Below are 15,911 nucleotides of genomic sequence, written 5' to 3'. Positions count from 1 at the left end.
GCAGTGACTTCCCACTAGTGCTCACCGCCATCCCAGTGGGAATATGGTGGTTCCCACTACCTGATTGGGAGTGATTCGCCATGGAAGAACCGGCGAAGGGGGAACAAGCGGATAAGGGCTTCTGGCACACAATGCCGGGACTGATCACTGCCATAGCGGCCCTCGTTACCGCCCTCGGTGGGATTCTGGGCATTCTGGTCCAGAACGGCGTGATCGGGTGGGGGAACAACGGCCAGCAGCTGAGCGCGACTCAGGACCCGGCCAGCGGGGACGAAGGCGGACGGGCCGAGGACGCGAAGACGGCACCTGACCGGGACGGGACCAACCCTGTCGCGTGGGACCGGGCCGATGCCGACTTGGTGCGGCGGGACGGGACGAGCACCACGGTCAAGGCCTCAACGGTGGGTCTGGCGTGTGCCACCGGCAGCATGCGCTTCGAGAACGGCCAGGAGATCAGGCTGGAAGACGTGCGCACCATCCGGTTCGATGCAATCTATCTCGACAGTGCAAGCGCAGACGGTCTGGTGACGCTGCTGAGCGGGCAGGAGCTATCCGACCCCATCTACACCTGGAACTGCCCGGTTTTCGGCGAGAACAAGCTCGGGCGGGTGCAGATCGAACTCGAGGACATACGGCTCATTGAGTTCAACCGCTGACTCGAGGCACGGAAGCAACCGGGACGTCGGTGGGTCGAAACGCTCTGCCGCAGCACCGGCGTCGTTCCAATGCAAAACTTCCGTTGATTCCGCCGCGCGCCTGCCCATGGGGTGACGCGTCTGGTTGACTCGGCTTGGGATGCCGCGGATTCCCTGCGGCCTGCGGCAGAAAGGACTGATCTACATGGCACAGTTCGACGGCAAGGTCGCCCTGGTGACCGGCGGCGGTTCCGGTATCGGCGAGGCGATCAGCAAGGAGCTCGCGGCCAAGGGCGCCAGCGTGGTCGTCACCGACATCAACCTGGAAGCGGCGGAGCGGGTGGCGAAGGAGATTGCCGACGGCGGCGGCACGGCTTCGGCGGTGCAGCAGGACACCGCGCGCAAGGAAGATTCGGAGAAGGCGGTTCGCCACGCCGTCGACGCTTACGGCGCCCTGCACTACGCGGTCAACAACGCCGGCATCGGCGGCAAGAATGCGCCGGCGGGCGAGGTGGACCTGGAGGACTGGGACAAGGTCATCGACATCAACCTCAACGGCGTGCTCTACGGCATGCGCTACCAGATCCCGGAGATGCTCAAGGCCGGCGGCAGGAACTCCGCCATCGTGAACATGGCCTCCATCCACGGCTCCGTCGCCGCCCTGGGCAACGGCGCCTACACCGCGGCGAAGCACGGCGTCGTCGGTCTGACCAAGAACGCGGCGGCGGAGTACGGGCCCGAGGGCCTGCGCATCAACTCCGTCGGCCCGGGCTACATCAACACCCCGCTGGTCGTGAACAGCCTCAGCGAAGAAATCCGGAAGGCGCTCGAGGGCAAGCACGCGCTCGGACGACTGGGCACCGCCGAGGAGGTCGCCCACCTGGTGAGCTTCCTTCTGTCTGATGACGCCTCGTTCATGACGGGCGGCTACTACCTGGTCGACGGCGGCTACACGGCCGTTTAACGGTCGGTTGCCGCTTCAAAAGCACCCGCCTTCCCTGCGGCTTGGGCACGTCTCTTTATTGGCGTAGCCAGATCAGGCCTATCCGCCTCCCGGTTCGCAGCCTGCCCACATCGCCTTCACGATCTGGCTGGTCCAGCGGTCATCCTAGGTCTTCCGACGGCGGCTCGCCCAGGGGCCGCCGGGAAAACCGTTGTAATAACACAGACGCGCTCTTAGAGTCATATAAAGAGAAGGATGAGAGGGATCATGGGCGACCATAGTCACGGCGACCCGAACATCTCGGAGGCCGTTGCTAGGACTGGCCAGGGCCAAGTGGAGAAGTTCCAGGATCCTGGACTAGCTCCCCACCGCCCGCGCCTTGCCGACAAGGATCCCCGGGCCGGAAAGCGTGCCGAGCGACAGGTAGCAATTCTCTTCGCAATTTCCGTGATCGGTACCCTGCTTTTCTTCGTCGGATACTTCGCCATCCCGTTGGATGACTCCACCGCGATTTCCACGCTGCGTCTGCAGAACTTCATGCTCGGTATGGGTACCGCTTTCGCGATGCTCGGGATCGGCGTCGGCATCGTGCATTGGGCGAAGACCCTGATGCCGGACCACGAGATCGCCGAAGAGCGGCATGCGGTCCGCACGGAAGAGGATCGCCAGATCGCGGAAACGATGGTCAGCGAGATTATCTCGGAGTCGGGCATCAAGCGCCGGCCGCTGATCCGAAACACCCTCATCGGTGCCGGGGTGCTGGCTATCCTGCCGGCCATCGGCATCTTCCGGGACCTGTCCAAGAACCTCGACCCTGACGTCCTGGGACATACGATGTGGAAGGAAGGGACGCGCCTGGCACGCGACCCCGAGGGCACCCCCATCAAAGCCTCGGACGTGACCTTCGGCTCGGCCTTCCACGTCATTCCCGAGGGATTGAACGAAGCCGAGCACAAGCTGGAAGAAAAGGCCAAGGCCGTCGTCCTGCTCATGCGTCTCAACCCTGCGGACCTGCATCCCAGTCCCGGCCGGGAGGACTGGGCCTACAACGGCATCGTTGCGTATTCCAAGATCTGCACGCACGTCGGCTGCCCTGTGGCCCTTTACGAGCAGCAGACCCACCACCTGCTGTGCCCCTGCCACCAGTCGACCTTCGACGTGACGCAGCAATGCAAGGTTATCTTCGGCCCGGCGTCCCGACCGCTGCCGCAGCTGCCGATCACCGTGAACAGCGAGGGCTACCTGGTCGCCCGGAGCGACTTCCATGAACCTGTCGGCCCGAGCTTCTGGGAGCGTGATCGGCTGGACAAGGAATCCGACCGCCCCTAGCGGGACCGTCCGGCTGTCCTGCTTGGCTGTTCCAGGGCCGACTCGCGCAGCAGTTGAAGCCGTAGCTTGCGTGCCGTCTCCATGTGTTCACGTGCGATTTTGCGTGCGGTGCCGACGTCCTGTTCCTCGATGGCCTTGATGAGCGCGGAATGTTCCTCGAGGGCATCAGCCCACCGATCGGACACCGAGAGGGTTGACCGGGGAGCATGGATCAGGTGGGTGGAAAGGCGCTCCAGCAAGTCCTGCAGGATGGGGTTGTGCGTGCTCTCCCAGACGGCGGCGTGGAACTCCAGGTTTGTGGTGATGCGGGTCTGGTCGTCCGGATCGGTCAGTTCCCGATCACGGTTCAGCAGGGCCTCAAGCCTCATGAGATCGGTGAATCGCCGCGCGGTAGCTGCCTGCCCGGCGGCCTCTTCCTCCAGCAGGATCCTCATGTCGTAGATCTGGATGATCTGCTGGGGATCGATCTGGGGAACCTGAAGACCCCGCGCAACCCGCTCCAGCAGCCGCTCCTGCTGAAGCCGGGAGAGCGCCTCCCGGACGGGTGTCCGGGAGACGCCGAACCGGTCGGCGAGGGTGACTTCGCGCATCGCCGTGCCGGGCTGATGCAGCCCGGACAGGATCTCGCTGCGCAGGGTGAGGAAGATGCTTTCCCCGTCTGCGCGTGCTGCTGACGCTATTTGAGCCACGATGATCGTCCTTGAGTGCTTGGCGGCTTTACCGGCCTATCGCTACAAAACTCTACGCCAAGCTTCCGGCGCGGCGCCCGAAGACGCAGCCTGCTGCCAGGCCGGAGCCGCCGGGGTAATTGGCACTGAACAAACCGCCAAGCATTTCACCCGCGGCATACAGTCCCTCAATGTGCTCGCCGGCTTCGTTCAGCACCCGTCCATACGTGTCCGCTTTGACGCCGCCGAAGGTGAACGTGATGCCGCAGGTGACACCGTAGGCGTAGAAGGGGCCGGTTTCGATCGGGGAGGCCCAGTTGCTCTTGACCGGCTCGGTGTTGGCAGCGCGGCCGTCCTTGACATTGGGATCGAGCGAGATGCTGCGGTCTATCGAGTTGTTGAAGTCGGACACGGTCTTTGCCAGGCTTTCCGCGTCAATGCCGAGCTTGGCGGCCAGTTCTTCCAGGGTGTCTGCGACGACCTCCGACACGCCCGGCATCTCGTACTCTTCGCTCCGGAGCAGCGGACGCAGCGAGGCGTCGAAGATCTGGTATGCCACGGAGCCCGGCTGCTTGAGGATCTCCTTGCCGTATTTTGCGTAGGTGTAGTTGCGGAAGTCCGCGCCTTCGTCCAGGAAGCGCTTGCCCTCCGTGTTGACGATGATGCCCAGCGGATAGCTTTGGCGGGTCAGCCGGTTGGTCAGTTCCCGGTTGCTTTCGTTCTTGGCTGTGAAGGCATCCCACTGGACGCTGTGGCAACTGTTCCAGTCGCCGCCTTTGGCGGCACCGACCTGCAGCGCGGCGGAGATCATGTCGCCGGTGTTGCAGGGAGTGCCGCGCACCTTGGCGTTCTGCCAGCCTTCACCGAGGTGTTCCTGGCGCCACTGCGGATTCGACTCGAACCCGCCCGCGGTCATGATGACGGATTCAGCGTGGATCTGCTTCGTGCCTTCTGCTGTTTCGACGACGACGCCGGTAACCCGGCCTTCGGTCATCGTCAGGCTCCGTGCCGCGTGGCCGTAGCGGACATCGATGCCCAGTTCGCCGGCTACGCGGGTGTGGTCCTCGATGAGGCCCTCGCCGCCACCGACGTTGCCGACATGCAGCCCGCCCCAGAAGAGGTAGCTGCCGTCGGGGCGCTCATACGCCTGCCGTTCGTACATCAGGCGGTACTTCAGCCCAAGGCTGTTGAGCCAGCGCAAGGTGGACTGGCTCTCGGAAACCAAGACCTTGGTCAGCTCGGGATCGTTGCGTCCTTCGGTCACTTTGGCGAGGTCGGCTGCGTATTCCTCCTCGGAGTACGGCGGAACAACGGTGACGGCGTGCCGTTCGTCCGGTTCGACCAGACCCGCCAGATCTTCAAGGCCATTGTGTGCGATCCGGGTGGCTCCGGCCGTGTAGAAGCTGTTTCCTCCGGCCATGTCCTTCTCGGCTTTTTCGAGCAACACGACCGAGCGGCCGCGCACCGCAGCGGCATGCGCTGCCGTAAAGCCGGCGTTACCCCCGCCGACGACGACGACCTGGACCGATTCGATGCTTTCGGGACTAAGAGTTTCCTGAGACATGTGCTCCTCCTTCTGTCTGTACACAGATGTATACAATCATGTGCAGTGTGAAAATGGAAGTCTCCCGCTGTTAGCCCCCCGGTGCCGATGTATTACGGTTGTCGTGACTCAACTCACCATGTATAACTGTATTTCATTGTGTACAAACGTATTCATCTTGGACGAATAGAGTCCGAGCCGTTTCGCGGCTGCCTCCCCGGCAGCCCGTCTTGTCCACCAGAGCCCACGAAACGGGGAGCATGAAAAAGCCAATCCGAACAGTCCTTTTCGCCGCCCTGGTGGCTGCCGTGGCGGTGCCTGCGTTCGCCAATGCAGCTTCGACGGCTAGCACCAGCACCGCCAGGAGCAAGCTCACCCTGGTCGCTCCCGCAGCACCGGGCGGAGGCTGGGACGGCTTCGCCCGTGAAGCGCAGCAGGCATTGCGGGGCGACGGAATCGTCAACAATCCCCAGGTGGTGAATGTGCCGGGGGCGGGCGGAACCATTGGTCTGAGCCAGTTCGTGCAGATGCCCGGCCGCGAGGACGCTCTGCTGGTCACCGGAGGAGTGATGGTCGGCGCAATCGAACTCGGGGATAATCCCGAGACGATGGACGACGTGGTGCCGATCGCCCGGATGGCGGACGACTTCGCCGCACTCGTCGTTCCTGCCGACTCCGAATTCAAGACCCTCGACGACTTCATCGAGGCCTGGAAAGAAGACCCGGGTGCCGTATCGATCGGTGGCGGTTCACTCGGGTCCATCGATCACTTGCTGAGCGGCCTGCTGGCCAAGGAAGTCGGCGTCGACCCGAAGTCGGTCAACTACATCGCCTATTCGGGAGGGGGAGAAGCGCTGACCTCGCTGCTGTCGCACACTACCGCCGCGGGCATGTCCGGCTACAACGAAGTCGCGGACCAGATCGAGTCGGGAACGCTGCGGCCGCTGGCTATCTCGTCCCCGGAGCGGCTGGAGGGGGTCGACATACCGACGTTCCGTGAACAGGGCTATGAGGTTTCGATGTCTAACTGGCGCGGTCTCGTCGCGGCCCCGGGCATCAGCCACGAGGCGAAGGAAGAGTTCATCCGGATAGCCAGCGAAGTGCGGGAGTCCGAGGAGTGGCAGGACGCGCTTGAACGCAACAGTTGGACCGACAGCTTCACCACCGGCGAGGAATTCGAGCGATACATCGATAAAGAAGTGACCATTGCCCAAGAGATCGTGAAGGACCTCGGACTATGAGCATGACCCAAGATAAGACGGGCCGAACGGAAACAGCGCAGCAGCCGAGCCGGAATTTTTGGGCAGGACGGAGCGAACTCGTCGTCGTCGCCCTGCTCCTTGCCATGGCAATCTTCATGACCATCGGCACCGCAACCATGAAGGTACAGGGCAATTCCGTTCCGGGTCCGCAGTTCTTCCCGGTCCTCGTCTGCATCGTGCTTTATGCAACGGCAGCCCTGTTGGCCGTCCATGTCTTCCGCAATCCGCATGTGCCGGACACGGACCCGCATCCCGGTCATGGAGATTTTTCTGCCGATATGCTCCGGGACCTGGCCCACATGCCAGAGGGCGAACGGCAGACTGCAGCACCGGGTCCGGTGGCCGCAAACACGGACAAGACATACACCGACTGGAAGACTGTCGGACAGGTCGTCGCCGGCGTCGTCGGTTTCACGCTCATCCTGCAGCCGGTTGGCTGGATTATCAGTGCGGCACTGCTGTTCTGGGTCGTCTCCCGGGCGCTCGGCAGCAGACGTCCCGTGTTCGACCTCGGCGTGGCCCTGCTCTTCGCCTCCGCCGTCCAGCTTGCTTTCAACGCGGGGTTGGGCCTCAACCTGCCGTCCGGATTCCTGGGAGGAATGCTCTAAATGGACCAGCTTGCACTTCTGGCCGAAGGGTTCGCCCACGCGCTGACCCCAATGAACATGGTCTGGGTCCTGGTCGGTGCCGTTCTTGGCACCGCCGTCGGCGTCCTGCCCGGGCTCGGGTCCGCCATGGCCGTGGCACTGCTGCTGCCCGTGACTTTCTCGCTCGAGCCGACCGCCGCCTTCATCATGTTTGCGGGCGTCTACTTCGGCGGCCTCTTCGGTGACTCCACCTCGGGCATCCTGCTCAATACTCCTGGCAACTCTTCGGCCATTGCCTCGACCTTCGAGGGCCACCGCATGGCAAAGAACGGGCAGGCAGCGAAGGCCTTGGCTACGGCCGCCCTGGGCGCGTTTATCGGTGGCCTCATCGCTACGACGCTCGTCGTCTTCTTCGCGCCCACCCTGGTGAAGATGGCGACCGTCTTCGGTCCGGCCGAATACTTCGCCCTGGCGGTCTTCGCGTTCCTGGCTATCTCGGCCGTCGTGGCCGAATCGGTTATCAGGGGGATCGCGGCCCTGGGCATTGGCCTGGCGTTGGCGCTGGTCGGAATCGACGGTCCCAGCGGCACTGCCCGGTTCACCCTCGGCGCGCCGCAGCTGTTCGACGGAATTTCCGTCGTCGTCATTACGGTCGGCCTGCTGGCACTTGGCGAGGTGCTGCACGTCGCTGCCCGGATCCACCGCGACCCCAGAGCCACCCAGATCTCTACCGCAGGGAAAGCGCGCCTCGGCCTGGTCGACATCAAGCGGGCGTTGCCGGCCTGGTTGAGGGGAACAGCCTTCGGGGCCCCGTTTGGCCTGATCCCTGCCGGGGGTGCGGAGGTGCCGACCTTCCTGGCCTACGGCACAGAGAAGCAGCTCGCCAAGCGGCGCGGCGACCGGGAGTTTGGCACTACGGGCTCCATTCGCGGTCTGGCGGCACCCGAAGCGGCGGCCAATGCAACCGCCGGCACCGCAATGGGTGCGCTGCTGGCACTCGGGCTGCCGACGTCCGCCACTGCAGCGATCATGCTGGCGGCGTTTCAGCAGTACGGCATGCAGCCGGGCCCGTTGCTGTTCGAACGCAGTGGCGACTTGGTCTGGGCGCTGCTGGCCTCGCTGTTCATCGGCCTTGTCATCCTGGTGACGATCAACATGCCGTTCGCAGCCGTCTGGGCCAAGCTCCTGACCATTCCGAAGCACTACCTCTACGCCGGGATTACTGTCTTCTCCATGCTCGGCGTGTACGCAATCAGCTCGTCGATGCTGGATCTGTGGCTGCTGGTGGGGATCGGACTGGTCGGCTTCATGATGCGCCGTTACAACATTCCGCTCGCGCCCGTGTTGATTGCGGTAATCCTCGGGCCGATGGCAGAAACCGAACTGCGCCGGGCGCTGGCGGTTTCAGAGGGTGACCCCGGAATCCTGATCGGCAGTCCGATCACCGTCACGCTGTACATCGTGCTCGCCGCTGGCTTGGCCATCAGCGGCATCCAGCACCTGCGCCACCGCAAGCTGGATAAGGCCGACGGTCAGCGGGAGTCTGTTGCGGCATAGGTCCGTTAGCCGCATAGTTCTCTGGTCTCTGGGCATGGGCATGGGCATGGGCATGGGCTTCGGGGAAGGGCGAGGAGCAACGTCGTCAGGCGAAGCTCTCCGCCCTTCGTCGTCGCTGGCTGCTTGGCATTGTCCGGATCCGGCGTAGGTGAGAACGTAGGTGCATGCCGATCGAGGTGCGCGCTGCTGCAGAGTTCGACGACGTGAGGCAGGTTCTGGGACCGAAGCGGCCGGATGCGAACGTGTGCTGGTGCCTGAGCTACCGGCTGCCGTCGAAGGAGAACCGGACGCTGCTGGGGGAGGACCGCGGGATGCGCGTGCAGCAGCTGTGCGGGGAGGATCTGCCGCCGGGCGTGCTCGCGTATGACGGGGACGAGGTGGTGGGCTGGGCCGCCGTGCATCCGCGCGCCGACACGAGTTTCGCGCGCAACCGGAAGATCCCGCACGTCGACGACGCCGATGCGTGGTCGGTGTGGTGCATCCGGGTGAAGCCCGGCCACCGCGGGAAGGGCATCTCGCACCATCTGCTGGCCGGCGCCGTCGACTTTGCGCGCGCCAACGGGGCTCCCGCGGTCGAGGGCTACCCCGTGGACAACCAGGGCAAGAAGGTCGACCTCACCATGGCGTACGTCGGCACCCGCTCGCTCTTCGAACGGGCCGGCTTCGTGAAAGCCGCCGATACCGACTCGGTGCTGAACGGATTCCCGCGCGTCCTGATGCGGCTCGATCTCGGGGCTAATCCTCGCTGACGTCGCCCAAAAGCCAGCCGTCCTGGCCCGGCTGCTTCCGGACCTCGAGGGTGTGCAGGGGAGAGGTCGAGCTTGCCTGCACCTGCAGCCGCCAGCACTCGGCCTCGACAACGGTGCCGCCCTCGACGCCGATCCCGACATCCAGCGGATCGGTCCCGTTCAGCTCCCGAATTTCACGGACCGGTTCGGCGACGACGGGCCATAGCCGGCCGCGCCACCTGATCGCCAGCGGCCTGCCCTGCGGGGTGAAGCGAACCTCCACCGGTTCATCCAGCGTCCGCTGCTGCGCCTGCTCCAGTGTCGCCGTCACTGCTCTTCACGATCCTCTCGCCCAAGCCGTCTTCCGCATGTCACCGGTCCGGCGCCGCATGGTAGCGACAGTCCGGACTGCCCGTCATCATCTGCCGCAATGCGCAGCCCGATCCACGCCTCAAGGGTAGAACATATTTTCGACACAAGCGAAGTCCCGTCCGGGCTTGAACCGGACACATCGGGCAATAGACAGCGATTTCACGCTCGGGTGATGTAGGCCTTCAGTTGCATGGCGTGGCTCGGGTAGGCTCAATTGGACCGGCGTGATGAGACGATTCAGCAGTCGGTCGAGCAAGGCGCATCCCATCGAGCGCAGGGAGCCGCGCCGAGTTAACCCGGGGGAACTTCGTGCCGGGCGTTATGTACCTGGCGCTGGAGAGAGGGTGGGGGCCATGTCGTCCGGTCCGGATGTATCGAGCATGATCCGTGCGGGAGGCGTCCTGCAGGACGCGGGGTTGATGGAAGCGGATCGGTTCGAGCAGGAGCGGCTGCCTTGGATGGTGGCCTACGGGCTGCCCGCCGGCTGGACGGGCAGGGCCCGCAGCGCGGGTGAAGCGGTGGGGGCGCGCGTGGTTCCGGTGGACCAGCTCAACCGGCTGGCGCGGACGGCGGCGACCGTCTGCGACGCGCCGTTCGCGGTGGTGAACGTGATCACCGCCGACGAGCAGCACCAGATCGCCGCCCACGGGCTGGAGCCCGGAATCTGCTCGCGCGAGGACTCGATGTGTGCGCAGGTCTTCCGTTCGGGTACGACGACGGTGGTTCCGGATGCGTCCGTGGACGCGCGGTTCCGCGGCAACCCGTTTGTCACGGGAGCCTTGGGGGATGTGCGCTTCTACGTCTCGGTGCCGCTGGTCGCCGAGGTGGCCCTCGGATCGCTGTGCGTTTTCTCGCCCTATCCCGCCACCCTGGAGCCGAAGGACCAGGCAGTCCTCGAGAGCCTGGCCGAACACGTGACGGACGTGCTCCAGCTGCAGTTCCGCGGCCGACAGCTCGACGCCGCCTTGGCCGAGGCGGCGCTGTCGAACGAGCGGCTCAAGACGTTCGCGGGCGAGATCAGCCACGACCTGCGCACGCCCCTGACCACCATCCTCGGGCATCTCGAAATCGCCGAGGACCAGACCGCCGACGAACGGGTCGCGGGCAATCTCCGAAAGGCCAGCGGCGCGGGCAAGCGCATGCTCGCCACGCTGGAGGAACTGCTCGAGTATTCGACGACGAGCCAGCGGCTCGAGGCCCGGGAGCTGGACCTGTCGGCCCTGACCGACAAGGTCACCGCAGACATTCGCGGCCTGGTCTCGCAATCCGGCGCCCGGATCACCAGCTCGGGCGGCAGCGTGCGCGGGGACGACGCCCAGCTGCGGGCCCTGGCGCAGAACCTGCTGGTCAACGCCATCCGCTACTGCCCTGCCGACAGGTTGCCGCGCATCCGGATCGAGGCGGTCACCGAACCCGGGATGAGCGGAATGGTGGTCCACGACAACGGCCTGGGCATCCCAACCGCCGACCGGGCCCGGGTGCTGGCTCCGCTCGGCCGGCTCAACCGCGCCGGCGAGCCGCAGGGTACCGGCCTCGGCCTGGCCATCTGCGCGCGCGTGGCGCAGGCCCACGGCGGCACCATCACCATCGGCGACTCGCCCGACGGCGGCGCCGCCATCACCGCCTCCTGGCCGGTCCGGTCCTAGCGTCGCGCGGCCACAGTCGCCGCCATCCGAGCGGTTGCCGAACGCTGTGCCCGCGGACCGGCGGGCAGGCCGCCCCCGGATTACCGGTCGAGGCCCAGTTCATCGATGATGCCGACCACGCGGGCGCGCTGCTGCTCGTCCAATCCCTGGATAGGTAGCGGCAGGCAGGCCTTGGGCACGAGCCCGAGATGCTCGGCGATAGCGGCGACGACCCGCAGGCTCCCGCCGTACTCGGCGAACAGCCGCCATAGAGGAGCAAGCCGCTCGGACTCGGCCAGTGCGTCGGCCACCCGCCCCTCCTGCACCCCCCGGGTGATCCGCAAGGCGGGTGCCGGCAGGGTTCCCCCGATGACCGAGTACCAGGCGTCGCAGCCCGCGGCCAGACCGGCGGCGGCCTTCGCGTCTCCGGACACGCCAATCGTCACGTGCCCCGGGATGACCGAGCGGATGTCCCGGATCCGTTCCCGCGCCTGGCCGGGAACGTCCGGAACGCCGGGGATCTTGATCGAGGCAATGCCGGGAAGCTCGGCGATGCGGCCGTACAGCTCGGTGCCGAACGTGAAGTGCGTGGTGCCCGGGTTGTCGTAGACGATCACGGGCAGCGACGAATTCGCCGTGACCGTCCGGAAGAGCTCGAACACGTCGTCGTCGGTCAGCGGCTGGTAGGTCATCGGGGCCAGCAGGAGGCCCGACGCTCCGGCCCGTTCCGCCTGCTCCGCGTTGGCGAGGACCTGCGAGGTCCGCAGCGCCCCGATCCCGATGAACACCGGCACATCCCCGGCGTGTTCGACGGCGAGGCGCGCCACCCTGCGTCGTTCCTCACCTGTCAGGTAGGCGTAGGAGCCGGTGGAACCCAACGCGGTAATCGAATCGACCTTCGCGTCGGCGAGCCGCCGGACCAGGCGGGCAAAGGCGCCCTCGTCGACCGCATCGTTAACGAGCGGGGTGAGCGGGAAAGCGCTTAAACCGGTAAACACTGCTGCAACTCCTCAAGTCGTCCTGGGGCCAGCCTAGGCGAAGCCGGCCTGCCCGGCTCGCCGCCGTGCGCCTCAGAGTCCGGCCAGGTCAGCCGCGGCACGCACGATCGAGTCAACGTCGATGCCGTGGATCTTGTAGGCGTCCTCCAGGCTGGAGGACTGGCCGAACTCGGTGACGCCCAGGTTGCGGATGCGGTCCCCGCGGACGCCGGCGAGGAAGGCCAGGGTGTGCGGGTGGCCGTCCATCACCGTGACGATCGGGGCCCGCTGGGCCGCGGGGAACAGCGCGTCGACGATGGCCGTGCGCCGGCTGCCGGCGGTGCTGTGCCGGTCCTGCAGCGAGCGGAAGACCAGGTCCGGGCTGGTGAGGCAGACGACGCCGGCCCGCACGCCGAGCGCCTCCAGCCGGGCGGCCGCCTCGACGACCTCGGGCATCACCGCGCCGACGCCCACCAGCGTGACCTGCTCGGCGCCGGGCCCGTGGTGGATGATCCGGTAGCCGCCGGCGACGGCGTGCTCGCGCCTGCGTTCACGGAGCGCCGGGTCCTCGGGCAGCCGGGCGAGGGCCTGGTCCACGGGACGGGTGGACAGCCGGAAATAGGCGGAACTGCCGCCCGGGCGGCCGATCTGGTTCATCGCCGCGAGCATGCACCACTCGAGGTCCTGCGCGAAGGCCGGTTCCCAGGCCACCGTTCCGGGCTGCTCGAGCCCGATGGAGGGCGTGTTGATGGACTGGTGCGCGCCGCCTTCGGGGGCGAGGGTGACGCCGGAGGGCGTGCCGACCAGGATGGACTGGCCGCCGGCGTAGATCCCGTAGGACCACGGCTCCAGGGCGCGGTTGACGAACGGGTCGTACAGGGTCGCGATGGGGATCAGGGGCTGGCCCCACCGGCTCCAGGTCGCCCCGAGTTCGCCCGCCAGGCAGACCAGGTTGACCTCGGCGATGCCGAGTTCGATGTGCTGGCCCTGCGCCCCCTCGGTCCACTTCAGCAGCCGCTCGGCATCGTCCCCGAACCAGTCGCGGCGCTCGCCGACGGCCCACACGCCCGTCTTGTTGATCCACCCGCCGAGGTTGGTCGAGGACGCAACGTCCGGGCTGAGCGTGACCACCCGCGAGGCGGCCTCGGGCGCACCACGCAGCAGGTCGGAGAGGAACCGGCCGAGCGCCGCCTGGGTCGATCCGGTCGCCTTGTAGGACCACGGGAGCTCCGCCGGCAGCTGCGGCGAGGGGTGATCGACGACGGCGGGGCGCTTCAGTCGTGCGGCGGCGTTCCGGCACGCTTCGGCCTCCTCGCTGCCCGCTTCGAAGCGCTGCCACGGGTGCTCCAGCTCCATGCCGGAGAGCTGGGCGAGTTCGCGCATCTGGGCTTCGGTCAGCTGCGCGGCGTGGTTGTTGGGATGCCCCTCGGTGGCCAGGCCGCGGCCCTTGACCGTGTAGGCGAAGATGACGGTGGGCCGGCTGGAGTCCACCTGCTTGTAGGTGTCCAGCAGGAGCCCGATGTCGTGGCCGCCCAGGTCGCGGATGGCGGCGGCGACGTCGCGCGGGGGCACGCCGGCGAGAAGTTCGGCCAGCTGGGGATCCGGGCTGCCGCCGAGCAGGCGTTCGTGCAGCTGGTCCGGGTGGCTGCGCAGCAGCCGCTGGTATTCCTCGTTCGGCATGTCCTCGAGCCGGCGCCGCAGGGTCTCTCCGCCGGGGGAGGCGAACAGCTGCTCGATCCGGCGTCCCCACTTGCACGTGAGCACCTGCCAGTCCGCGGCGGCGAACATGCCCTGCAGCCGCTGGATCTGGACGTCGGGGATGATCCGGTCCAGGGACTGCCGGTTCAGGTCGACGATCCACAGCAGCTCGCCGAGCTGGCGCACGGCCGGGTCCGTGACGGCCTCCCAGACGGCTCCCTCGTCCAGTTCCGCGTCGCCCAGCAGGCTGATGAACCGCCCGCCCTTTGGCGTGTCGGGGAACTGGTCGCGCAGGTAGCGGTGCGACAGGGCGGCCCACACCGGGGCGGTGGCGCCGATGCCGACGCTGCCGGTCGAGAAATCCACCGTGTCCGGATCCTTGGTCCGGCTGGGGTAGCTCTGCAGCCCGCCCTTCTCGCGCAGCCGGGACATGTAGGACTCGTCCAGCTCTCCCAGCAGGTAATTGATGGAGTGCAGCACCGGGGACGCGTGCGGCTTGACCGAGACGCGGTCTTCCCTGGTCAGCTCCGAGAACCAGAGCGAGGTCATGATCCCGGCCATCGAGGCGCTGGAGGCCTGGTGCCCCCCGGCCTTCACGCCGGAGGCGTTGGGCCGTCCCCGGTTGGCGGCGTCGATCATCGCCGTGGACAGCCAGAGGACGCGCTGGGCGATCGAGTCCAGGACGTCGTCGTTCAGGCTGGCGGCGGCCGAGAGCGGGCGCCCGTTGACCGAGGGTGAATCTCCGGCGTCCGCGGACACGGCCGTCTCTGTCATGGTGCTGTCCTTTCAGGTCGGGGAGTACGACGGCGGTGCGCACCCGGGGCGGGAAACGCGCGGGAGGCGCGCCCCGCCGTCGTTATGGCCTAGGAGCGGAACAGTCCGCTGTAGGCGTTGAGGGCCGGCTGCCCGCCGAGGTGGGCATAGAGGACGTTGCTGTCGGCGGGGATCTCCTTGCTGCTGACGAGGTCGATCAGGCCGGCCAGGGACTTGCCCTCGTAGACCGGATCGGTGATCATCGCTTCCAGCGAGGCGCCCAGCCGCATGGCTTCAAGGGTGGAGTCGACGGGAATGCCGTAGAGGTCGCCGGCCCAGCCTTCGAGGACGGTGGTCTCGTCCTCGCGCAGGTCGCGCCCGAGGCCGATCAGCTTGGCGGTGTCCCGGGCGATCCGGCCGACCTGGTCGCGGGTCTTGGCCAGGGTGGCGGAGGCGTCGATGCCGATCACGCGGCGGGGACGGCCGCCCTCGTCCTCGAGTGCGGCGAATCCGGCGATCATGCCGGCGTGGGTGGATCCGGTGACGGTGCAGACCACGATGGTGTCGAAGAAGACCCCGAGTTCCTCCTCCTGCCGGCGGACTTCGTAGGCCCAGTTGGCGAAGCCGAGCCCGCCGAACTTGTGCTCGGACGCGCCGGCGGGGATGGGGTAGGGCTTGCCGCCGGCGGCCTCGACTTCGGCGAGGGCGTCCTTCCAGGAGTCGCGGATGCCGATGTCGAAGCCGGAGGCATCCAGCCGGACGTCGGCGCCCATCAGGCGGGAGAGCAGGATGTTGCCGACACGGTCGTTCAGCGGGTCCGGCCAGTCCACCCAGTTCTCCTGAACCAGGCGGGCCTTCAGGCCCAGTTTCGCGGCGACGGCGGCGACCTGGCGGGTGTGGTTCGACTGGAAGCCGCCGATCGAGACGATCGTGTCGGCGCCCTCGGCGAGGATGTCCGGCACGATGTATTCGAGCTTGCGGGTCTTGTTGCCGCCGAACGCCAGGCCGGAGTTGACGTCCTCGCGCTTCGCCCAGACCTGGGCCCCGCCCAGATGCTGCGTCAGCCGCGGCAGGTGATGGATCGGGCTGGGCCCGAAGGTCAGCGGGTAACGCTCGAAATCGGTGATGGCCATGGGAGATCCTGTCTCTGGAACTGCGGCGGAGGCTTCTGGTATGCAATATATTGCACATCGGGGGAGGGGGCTGTCAAGGACTTCCGCGTAGACTTTTCGAC

14 protein-coding genes are annotated in these 15,911 nt (G+C 66.6%); 8 read left to right on the top strand and 6 right to left on the bottom strand.

Going from position 1 to position 15,911, the window contains the following annotated elements:
* Positions 1-80 precede the first annotated feature (80 nt).
* The 3 genes from OC550_RS18170 to OC550_RS18160 all read left to right on the top strand — a co-directional run bounded on the left by OC550_RS18170 (position 81) and on the right by OC550_RS18160 (position 2,907).
* Positions 81-656, top strand: a complete 576-nt coding sequence (locus OC550_RS18170) for a hypothetical protein (protein WP_262107343.1) — start codon at positions 81-83, stop codon at positions 654-656.
* Positions 657-840: 184 nt separating this feature from the next.
* Positions 841-1,599, top strand: coding sequence for an SDR family NAD(P)-dependent oxidoreductase (locus tag OC550_RS18165; protein WP_262107342.1), 759 nt, complete (start codon positions 841-843; stop codon positions 1,597-1,599).
* Positions 1,600-1,845: 246 nt separating this feature from the next.
* A complete protein-coding gene (locus OC550_RS18160) occupies positions 1,846-2,907 on the top strand; it encodes a ubiquinol-cytochrome c reductase iron-sulfur subunit (RefSeq protein WP_262107341.1) in 1,062 nt (353 codons plus the stop codon).
* On the opposite strand, the gene OC550_RS18155 is transcribed toward OC550_RS18160, so the two are convergent.
* Positions 2,904-3,596 carry a GntR family transcriptional regulator gene (locus OC550_RS18155; protein ID WP_262107340.1) on the bottom strand — a complete coding sequence of 231 codons (693 nt, stop codon included), beginning with the start codon at positions 3,594-3,596 and terminating at the stop codon, positions 2,904-2,906. The genes OC550_RS18160 and OC550_RS18155 overlap by 4 nt on opposite strands.
* A gap of 52 nt (positions 3,597-3,648) precedes the next feature.
* Complete coding sequence (tcuA, locus tag OC550_RS18150) at positions 3,649-5,139, bottom strand: FAD-dependent tricarballylate dehydrogenase TcuA (protein WP_262107339.1); 1,491 nt, start codon at positions 5,137-5,139, stop codon at positions 3,649-3,651.
* Positions 5,140-5,378: 239 nt separating this feature from the next.
* Between tcuA and OC550_RS18145 the strand changes: the two genes are divergently transcribed.
* From OC550_RS18145 to OC550_RS18130, 4 genes are all read left to right on the top strand, one after another.
* The gene (locus OC550_RS18145; protein WP_262107338.1) at positions 5,379-6,359 is read left to right on the top strand and encodes a tripartite tricarboxylate transporter substrate binding protein; all 981 of its coding nucleotides are present in this window, start codon (positions 5,379-5,381) and stop codon (positions 6,357-6,359) included.
* Entirely contained in the window at positions 6,356-6,988 is a 633-nt protein-coding gene (locus tag OC550_RS18140; RefSeq protein WP_262107337.1) for a tripartite tricarboxylate transporter TctB family protein, read from the top strand. Before OC550_RS18145 ends, OC550_RS18140 begins: the two co-directional genes overlap by 4 nt.
* Positions 6,989-8,524: a tripartite tricarboxylate transporter permease gene (locus tag OC550_RS18135; protein ID WP_262107336.1), complete on the top strand. Its 1,536-nt coding sequence runs from the start codon at positions 6,989-6,991 to the stop codon at positions 8,522-8,524.
* 164 nt (positions 8,525-8,688) lie between these two features.
* Entirely contained in the window at positions 8,689-9,273 is a 585-nt protein-coding gene (locus OC550_RS18130) for a GNAT family N-acetyltransferase (RefSeq protein ID WP_262107335.1), read from the top strand.
* Here the strand turns inward: OC550_RS18130 and OC550_RS18125 are convergent.
* Positions 9,260-9,583 (bottom strand): hypothetical protein, encoded by a 324-nt coding sequence (locus OC550_RS18125; protein ID WP_262107334.1) that lies wholly within the window; start codon positions 9,581-9,583, stop codon positions 9,260-9,262. The two genes, OC550_RS18130 and OC550_RS18125, sit on opposite strands and share 14 nt — an antisense overlap.
* Before the next feature lie 394 nt (positions 9,584-9,977).
* Between OC550_RS18125 and OC550_RS18120 the strand changes: the two genes are divergently transcribed.
* Entirely contained in the window at positions 9,978-11,270 is a 1,293-nt protein-coding gene (locus OC550_RS18120) for a GAF domain-containing sensor histidine kinase (RefSeq protein ID WP_262107333.1), read from the top strand.
* 80 nt (positions 11,271-11,350) lie between these two features.
* Here the strand turns inward: OC550_RS18120 and OC550_RS18115 are convergent, their stop codons facing one another.
* From OC550_RS18115 to OC550_RS18105, 3 genes are all read right to left on the bottom strand, one after another.
* Positions 11,351-12,247, bottom strand: coding sequence for a dihydrodipicolinate synthase family protein (locus OC550_RS18115; RefSeq protein WP_262107332.1), 897 nt, complete (start codon positions 12,245-12,247; stop codon positions 11,351-11,353).
* Between the two features lie 72 nt (positions 12,248-12,319).
* Positions 12,320-14,698: a pyruvate dehydrogenase gene (locus tag OC550_RS18110; RefSeq protein WP_262107331.1), complete on the bottom strand. Its 2,379-nt coding sequence runs from the start codon at positions 14,696-14,698 to the stop codon at positions 12,320-12,322.
* Between the two features lie 89 nt (positions 14,699-14,787).
* Positions 14,788-15,810, bottom strand: coding sequence for a 1-aminocyclopropane-1-carboxylate deaminase (locus tag OC550_RS18105; protein ID WP_262107330.1), 1,023 nt, complete (start codon positions 15,808-15,810; stop codon positions 14,788-14,790).
* Positions 15,811-15,911: the final 101 nt, after the last annotated feature.

This window comes from Arthrobacter sp. Marseille-P9274, from assembly GCF_946892675.1.
Classification (GTDB): domain Bacteria; phylum Actinomycetota; class Actinomycetes; order Actinomycetales; family Micrococcaceae; genus Crystallibacter.
Note: the sequence above shows the minus strand (reverse complement) of the source record. Positions and strands in the feature narration are given on the sequence as shown.

Coding starts and splice junctions, on each gene's coding strand:
- OC550_RS18170 (WP_262107343.1), top strand. CDS start 81: ATGGAAGAACCGGCGAAGGGGGAACAAGCGGATAAGGGCTTCTGGCAC.
- OC550_RS18165 (WP_262107342.1), top strand. CDS start 841: ATGGCACAGTTCGACGGCAAGGTCGCCCTGGTGACCGGCGGCGGTTCC.
- OC550_RS18160 (WP_262107341.1), top strand. CDS start 1,846: ATGGGCGACCATAGTCACGGCGACCCGAACATCTCGGAGGCCGTTGCT.
- tcuA (WP_262107339.1), bottom strand. CDS start 5,139: ATGTCTCAGGAAACTCTTAGTCCCGAAAGCATCGAATCGGTCCAGGTC.
- OC550_RS18145 (WP_262107338.1), top strand. CDS start 5,379: ATGAAAAAGCCAATCCGAACAGTCCTTTTCGCCGCCCTGGTGGCTGCC.
- OC550_RS18140 (WP_262107337.1), top strand. CDS start 6,356: ATGAGCATGACCCAAGATAAGACGGGCCGAACGGAAACAGCGCAGCAG.
- OC550_RS18135 (WP_262107336.1), top strand. CDS start 6,989: ATGGACCAGCTTGCACTTCTGGCCGAAGGGTTCGCCCACGCGCTGACC.
- OC550_RS18130 (WP_262107335.1), top strand. CDS start 8,689: ATGCCGATCGAGGTGCGCGCTGCTGCAGAGTTCGACGACGTGAGGCAG.
- OC550_RS18120 (WP_262107333.1), top strand. CDS start 9,978: ATGTCGTCCGGTCCGGATGTATCGAGCATGATCCGTGCGGGAGGCGTC.
- OC550_RS18110 (WP_262107331.1), bottom strand. CDS start 14,698: ATGACAGAGACGGCCGTGTCCGCGGACGCCGGAGATTCACCCTCGGTC.
- OC550_RS18105 (WP_262107330.1), bottom strand. CDS start 15,810: ATGGCCATCACCGATTTCGAGCGTTACCCGCTGACCTTCGGGCCCAGC.